The sequence below is a fragment of the uncultured Veillonella sp. genome (genome assembly GCF_938010505.1).
In the GTDB taxonomy this organism is placed as follows: Bacteria; Bacillota; Negativicutes; order Veillonellales; family Veillonellaceae; genus Veillonella.
In genome coordinates, this window is record NZ_CALLVP010000095.1 from 1 (window position 1) to 8,080 (window position 8,080).

2 protein-coding genes are annotated in these 8,080 nt (G+C 43.5%); both read right to left on the reverse strand.

Features of this window, described 5'->3' with window-relative positions:
• Window positions 1-158: 158 nt before the first annotated feature.
• Complete coding sequence (locus Q0507_RS05730; protein ID WP_298713693.1) at window positions 159-7,376, reverse strand: S-layer homology domain-containing protein; 7,218 nt, start codon at window positions 7,374-7,376, stop codon at window positions 159-161.
• Between the two features lie 130 nt (window positions 7,377-7,506).
• Window positions 7,507-7,779, reverse strand: coding sequence for a hypothetical protein (locus tag Q0507_RS05735; protein ID WP_298713695.1), 273 nt, complete (start codon window positions 7,777-7,779; stop codon window positions 7,507-7,509).
• Window positions 7,780-8,080 lie beyond the last annotated feature (301 nt).

The following is an 8,080-nucleotide window of genomic DNA, read 5'->3' on the forward strand; positions in this document are numbered from 1 at the left end:
TACCACTTTCCTCACCACGGTAATAGATCCTTCGCTCGCGCTCAGGATGACGTCTGACTATCAGCTTATCCTCACTCATACAAAAATACGGTACCCATCACATCTGATGAGTACCATATTTTATGTTTCTTAAGTTATTTCCTTACGCTTGCTTTCCGTTACGCTTTCGGGGAAATATGAGAACCGTACACATCGCGGTAATCATTTTTCGCCTTATCGTCTTCACTGTTGACGCGGACACGTTCTACCTTGTTTCTGTCATTGTCCTTGCCGGAAATGCGGTCAACACGGATACGATCCAGACGGATCTGGCGGAGTTCCGGTTCGAACTCATTCATGGCTCTGTCCATATTGTCATCTACCGGCGCTCCATTCTTCAATGCACGATAGAACATCGCCGCAAATTCATAGCGGGTCATAGTACGGTCGCCGCCAAACATGCCGTCCGGATACCCTTCAAGGATACCGTTTCCTGCCAATGTAGCCACATATTCATAAGCCCAGTGGTTTTCCGGCACATCGGGGAAGTCCTTCTTTTTACCCATATCCAGGATGCCGAGAATGGAATTCATTTTCTGCTCCATGGTATCCAGACGTTTCTTCAAGTCCTTGTTCTCATCACGGAGATCGACGATTTCTTTCGCCATGGCTACTTTGGATGTGGATACATGGTTGCCCTGCCCCAGCTTCACGCTGACTCCGGCATTTACCATGTTTTCTCCTCCGCCGAAGGAACCTCCCACGCTGAACATGGTGTCTTCATTGGGACGGTAGAATGCCCCTACCGCGACTGCATGGGCGTCTTTATAGTTGCCGTAGCCCGCTGCCACATCCCACTTGTCATCGGGGTCAAAGTCCAGCGGATGGAGGGCGGCCAGTGCTGCCGCTCCTGCTCCTACTCTGTCCATCCGGTCGCCCAGTTCATTGATGGCTCCTCCTATGTTGTTGATTGTCTGGTTTGTTTTCCACAGCTGTTCCCCGTTGACGGCGTCAGTGCTGTTTGCGCTGATGTCTCCGGCTGCTACGTTGGTGATTTTCTTGTTCCCTGCGTTGATGCCGCTGTTGTCGATTTTCACGTCTCCCACGGTCAGGGTGTTGGTAGTCACACTGTTCAATCCTTTCAGGTCTTTGGCAAGGCGGACTTTCAGGTTGTTATTGCCGTCGGATACGACGCCGAGATTGTCTTCTGTGGTCAGTTTGTTTGTGTCTGTAATGCCTCCGACGACGTTCACCTGTTCGTTCAGTTTCTTCTTGATGACCGCCCCTGTATCACCGCCGTACTTCATGCCGTCATTTAGGGTAGCCACTTCTTCTTTGGTTCCGTCCGGTTTTTCGTATACGATACGGGTCGTGGTCGTACCGGCCGCGCCGTCTACTCCGGGTTTGCCGTCACGGGTGACGGAGATGTTTGTCGTTTTTCCGTCGTTACCATTAATACCGATTTTGCCATTTTTGCCGTTTTCACCTGTGGCGACAATGGTTTCGGTTTTCAGGTTCTTGTCCATTTTGACGGTGAGGTTTCCGTTCGAGTCGGCAAAGGTTTTGATGTTTTCACCGGAGTATTCGGAGGCATCTTTTGTCCCTTCTCCTTTGATGGTGACTTTTTCTCCCAGGTTCCGGTGGAATTTTCCGTCGTTGCCGGCAAATTCCATGCCTTTTTTCGTCAGTTCTTCAGATGTATTGGTAATCTTTTGGTCTACGGCTTTGAGCTGGTCTTCCGTAGCTGCCTGTCCGCTGGTGTAGTTGTTCGGATCCCAGGTTTTGTTGGTCAGTCCGTTGACGGTTCCTTTTTCTCCATTGATTTTCACTTTTCCGGCGTCGATGTTTCCTGTCGTGCCGTTAATAGTGACTTTGTCTCCGGCTTTGATGATGCCTGTTGTGCCATCCATTGCAATTTGTTTCTTTGAATCTGTACCCAATGTCACTTGGTCTTTGAGACCAACTTCATAATTCTTGGAACCATTCAGATTATCAGTGGCTGTAACAGTAATATTTTTACCAGCAGTAACGGTAGTAGTCGCAGCTGCAGTCGCTTTATCCAATTGAGATTTATTAACTGCATCTTTATCATCAACACCATCAGCTACATTGGTAATCTTATTGCCCCCATTATTTAGGCCATCACCTGTTAAGGATACGGTCTTATTACCTGTTGGGTCTGCTTTATTGATGGTAATACCGTCTTTATTAACAACGGTCTTGTTGCCTGCATTATCTTCAGTCGTTACACCGTTTGCATTAGTAACGGTTTTGTTACCATTGCCATCTTGAGCTGTTACGCTGGTCACGGTAATATCGTCTTTCATAGCGACACGAACAGATGTGCCGTCTACCTTTGTAGAGATATTTTTACCATCGCCGATCACATCAACATCTTCACCAAGAGGTTTATGAACCTTGTTACCGTCTTCCGCTTTGATACCGAAGCCTTTTGCAGTCAATGCATCGCTTTGAGATTTCAATTGGCCGAGATTTACTGCATCAGTATCGCTGGTGCCATTGGCAACGTTTTGGATTCTTGTGCTGTTAGCATTGATACCATTTGTCGTCATAGAAGGACCGTTATTGATGGTAACACCATTGGTATCTATAGTCGTATTGCCGGTCGTAACGGATTCTAAGCCGGTAAGTTTTTTAGCTAACCGTACTTTCAGATTGTTAGTACCGTCAGATACAACACCGATATTGTCATCGGTAGTCAATTTACCTTCATCCGTAATGCCACCAACTACGTTTACTTGTTCATTAAGTTTCTTATTGATGACATTTCCTGTGTCACCACCGTACTTCATGCCGTCATCCAATGTAGCTACGTCATGTTTAGTACCATTCTTTTCTTCCACAACGAGGCGTGTGATGCTATTGCCGTCAACGCCAGCTTTGCCTTCGCCACCCTTAATGGAGATGCCGTTAGCACCGTCCTTGCCGTTCAATCCGATGGAGCCGTCTTTGCCATTGATTACTACAGCGGAGCCGTCTTTACCGTTAACGCCGATAGAGCCGTCTTTGCCGTCAGCACCCTTCTTACCAAGCACTAAGTCGTCGCTTACATTGACTTTATACGGATTATTAGCAGAACCGTCGCCTTCAACGGTTGTGTTTTTACCGTCCACAAGTTTAGTCGCATTGGAACCGATTTCGTCACGTAATTGAGCAAGGTTGACAGCATCTGTTAAATCTGTACCCTTAGCTACATTCTTAATTTGGTTACCGCCATTATTTAGACCATCACCTGTTAAAGATACGGTCTTATTACCTGTTGGGTCTACCTTATTGATGGTAATACCGTCTTTATTAACAACGGTCTTGTTTCCAGCATTATCTTCAGTCGTTACACCGTTTGCATTAGTAACGGTTTTGTTACCATTTCCATCTTGAGCTGTTACGCTAGTCACGGTAATATCGTCTTTCATAGCGACACGAACGGATGTGCCGTCTACCTTTGTAGAGATATTTTTGCCATCGCCGATTACGTCAACATCTTCACCAAGAGCTTTATGAACCTTGTTGCCGTCTTCCGCTTTGATACCGAAACCTTTGGCAGTCAATGCATCGCTTTGAGATTTTAATTGACCGAAGTTAACTGCATCACTGTTATCAGTACCATTAGCTACATTAGTAATCTTCTTACCGCCTGCGTCGATGCCGGTCTTAACGATCTTAGGACCGTTGTTGATAGTCACACCATTCGTTGTCATCGTAGTATCGCCAGTTTTAACCGTATTAGCATTCACAGTATTAAGACCATTAAGATCCTTCGCCAATTTTACGGTCATCTTATTATTTGTGGCTTCTGTAACGACACCGATATTATTATCAGTTAAATTATTTCCGTTCGCACCACCAAGGATAGACATAGCTTGATTGGAACCACGGTGTATCACATTATTGTCAGCCGCCGCGGTAGCACCGATTGTAGAATTGTCGGAGCCAAAGCGCAATGGTAATGTATGGTTATACAATTGGCTACCATTGATAGCATCTGTACTGGTGGTACTTACCAAACCAGCTGCTACATTTTGAATTCGTCTTTCCTTGCCTACGGAGCCGACAGTGACTACGCCTGCAGGTGTACCGCCTGCATAGTTATAGGTACCGTTACCTGTGTATGCATCCATGCCTTTTGTACTGGCACCGGCTACTACATAAGCGGATTTACTACCTAAGTATACGGAATTACCCAATGTTGCCGTCACATCGCTACCCAATATTTGAGTATCGGAGAGATTACGTGCTGTATTGGATGTGTCGATGGTATTGTTATTACCTACAATACCGATATTTTTAAGATCTTTGTTGCCACTGTTTTTGGCTTGAATAGTATTCTTGGAACCTGTTACAGAAATACCGAGGATATTGCCTGCATCGCCTTGAGTAGACGCATCAGGATCACCGGAAACAGTATTATCATTACCGGTGATCATCACATCTTCGATTTTCTTAGGTGTTGTCAATAACGCCATGGATTCCAATTTAACGGTATTACTATTACCGACAAGTCTATTCTTATTACCTTCTAAACGGTTTTGATTACCGAATACACCGGAATTAGTAGCTGTAATAGTAGCTCCAGTCCCTGCCGGATTGTTGCTGTTATCACTACCTACCACATATGTATTGGCACCGGATACGGCACTTCTTGCACCAATTGCAGCGGATGTACTTCCGGATGCTTGTGCTTGTGTACCGATAGCAAGAGCATCATTAGCTAAAGCTTGTGCTGTATCACCTAATGCACTCGCACTCTTACTATTACTTTTAGCATCGCTACCGATAGCAATCGCCTTGCTGTCGGATACGCCTGCGGAATAACCGATGGCAATCGCTTTATCTACCGCATCGCCTTTGTTTTTAATGGATGATGTAGCCAGTGTACCCATAGCAATAGAACTATTACCTGCGGATTGAGCACCGGCACCGATAGCCATGTTGTATTCATAACCGGTAACGGCAAGTGTTTGTTTTAGACCATTTGCAGCATTGCCGTCAGAATATCCTACACCAAGAGTGATACTGCCCGTACTTTGAGCTTCATTGTTATTACCAATAGCAACGCTTCGTTCGCCTAATGCCTTAATACTCACACCGGCAGCCATGGAATCTACACCGGAAGCCAAATCATTGTTAAAGTTATTATTATTCGATGATTTTACAGAGTAATAATGCGTTTTTGAAGTATCTACCAATTCTTTAACTTGTTTTACGTTAGTAGCATCGGTATCTAATACACCTGGTGCCACATTGCGGACAATAGTACCTTTACCGCTCGTGTTGCGAAGAGTAATGCTATTATCGGCAGGGCCTGTGGTTACGGTATCGTAGAATATCCCGGTATTGCCGGTACCACCAGCTCCGGCATTCGTTACACGAGCCACTGTATCATCAATGGATCTTTTCAATTGTGCTACTGTAACTGCATCTTGATCCGCAGAACCATCGGCTACATTTACGATACGACGCAATGCACCGGTGTCACCTACGGAAACCACGTTTCTTGGTTTTGCTTGACCGGTTAAATATCCGGTACCCGTATTCATAGCAGCGGTCGCTACTGAACTATTCCCAAGAGCGATATTGCCATCTTCAGAGCGAGCACCTTGACCGATTGCAACACTGGCAGCACCTGTTGCTCTTGCGTTAAAACCGATTGCGGTAGCGCCATTATCATTAGCACTAGCTTGATAGCCGATAGCTACTGCATCATCAGCCGCTATAGTTTCACTACCAATAGCAGTAGATTGAATTCTAGATACAGGTGCATTATTTTTATTAGCATGATAACCGATGGATACGTTTTTGCCTTCTGATGTATTACCGGTAGAACCTATATTTGTACCGGCTTCGGAACCGATAGCCACATTATGATCACTTTTAACGGCTTTGCCAGTTTTGTAACCGATAGCGATGTTTTGTTGACCATCTATATCATGACCGGCATTGTCACCGATGACAACATGAGAACCTTTAGCCCCCAACAAGTCACCAACCATACCTTTACCGGCATTATTACCGACAACAACAGAGCCTATAGCGGTAGATTCAGCCTTATTACCAATAGCGATACCTGCAACTGCATTAGCTAGTGCTTCAGTACCAATGGCAACGGAATCTGCTTGACCTGCCGAAGCTTTTTTACCCATCGCAACTGCGCCTACATCGCCAGCTTTCGCTTCCGTACCGAGAGATAAGCTGTCTTGTCCGGACGCAACGGTCTCCTTACCGATAGCAACACCGGCTTCACTTTTAACTTTTGTCCCATCACCGATAGCAATCGCACTATTGCTGTTCTTTTCAACAGTAGTAGTGTTACCGATAGCTATGGCATTGTTTGATGCAATAGTTTTAGCATCGGTGCCGATTGCCATGCTATTGCTCACAAGTTGAGTATTAGCACCATCATTGTAAACTGTGGCCCTTTTACCCATAGCGATAGAAGTATTGCCACGTGCATTGGCTTTATCACCAATGGATACGCTGGACTGCCCACCGCCAAGAACGACAACGGAGCTGTTGCCATCAGCTGTCATGCCCGCAAAGGACCCGCTAGTTGCATTATTACCTATAGCAACACTTCTGCTAGCAGTACCGGAAGCTCGAGCATCATTACCGATAGCTAATGAATCCTGAGCACCCGCATAAGACTTAACACCTACAGCAATTGCATCATCACCTAGTGCCTGTGCATCATCACCTGTAGATTTGGCTCTGAAATATTTCATGCCCGATTTAGTTGGATCTAAACCCAATTTAGTGTTGAGGTCTTCCAATTTATCAATGGCGACTTTATTTTTATCGATATTTGTCTTATTGGTTCCAATTGCAGTCTTATTTGTATTGATAGCATTAGTATTTGCTTGAATATTGGTCTTATTAGTATTAATAGAACCAGTATTAGCTGCAATGGTATTTTTATTAGTATCTATAGCCGCCTTGTTTTTAGCGATTTCTGTCTTATTGGTTTCAGTCGCAGTTTTATTTGCAGCAATAGCTGTCTTATTCGTTTCGATTGCTGCTTTATTAGTCCCAATATCTGTCTTATTTTGGGTAATATTTGTTGTAGCTGTTGCCATTTCAGCGGTAGTAGCAACACCTGTCGCAGCAACGGTAATCGTATTAGTTGCAGCATCCTTAGTTACAGAAATATTAGGGCCAGCAACAATTTTATCACCGTCATTAATCGTTTCCGCCTGAACACCGCAGATTGCTCCCATGAGGAACATACCTACCAACAACGCTCTGCTTAAGCCTTTAGCTGAAGTCGAAATAGACTTTAATAGAGGGTTGCCATTCGCCTTACCCCCATTTTTTGCTAATTCTGACACTACTTCATATTGACCTTTTGTGCGATTATACACGACCTTATAGACTCGATTCATTACATCACTCCTATTTTAACAACATAAGAATTTGAAACACACTAAAAACTTTTAATTATACATTTATAACATACCCTAATGATAATCAGGTTTATACTACCATTATTTTTTATCGAAATCAATACTTTTTTCATCTTGTTTTCACAATTAATTTAGAGTAATCAAACATTTGTGACAAATACCTATGCCTTCTATTAAACTTACGAGAATAGAATCTTTCACCATCAATTCGATGACTGCGCTCTACTTTTCCATTCTGCCACGGAGAAAATGGCCTTGTCGTCTTATGCTCTATTCCTAATCTTTTTAATACAATATCAAATAAACACTCTCGATCTTTTACTCCATAGTTTGTAAATTCACGACCATTATCTGTTTGTATTGTATGAATAGGAAATCCCATTTTGCCTTCTAAATTTAATAAGAACCGACTTGTATTAGTAACACTTTTTTAATCTATAATTTTTAGAATTCTCTTTCTAGAAAACTCATCAATAGCTGTAAGTTGATAGTAAGATTTTCCTTGTGTTGAAAAATCTAAACTCTCACGAGGTACGTATTTTATATCAATCTGAACCTTTTCTCCTGGATATGTTACTAGATCTGGTTTCCACTTGCTTTTTGGAATAGATTTAACAACCTTTTTCTCTCTTAAATTGCAATATGAAATTGAACAGTACTTAAATCCACTATTTTATTAACTT

Excerpts from the sequence above, each read along its gene's own strand:
- Q0507_RS05735 (WP_298713695.1), bottom strand. The coding sequence starts at position 7,779 with ATGGGATTTCCTATTCATACAATACAAACAGATAATGGTCGTGAATTT.
- Q0507_RS05730 (WP_298713693.1), bottom strand. The coding sequence starts at position 7,376 with ATGAATCGAGTCTATAAGGTCGTGTATAATCGCACAAAAGGTCAATAT.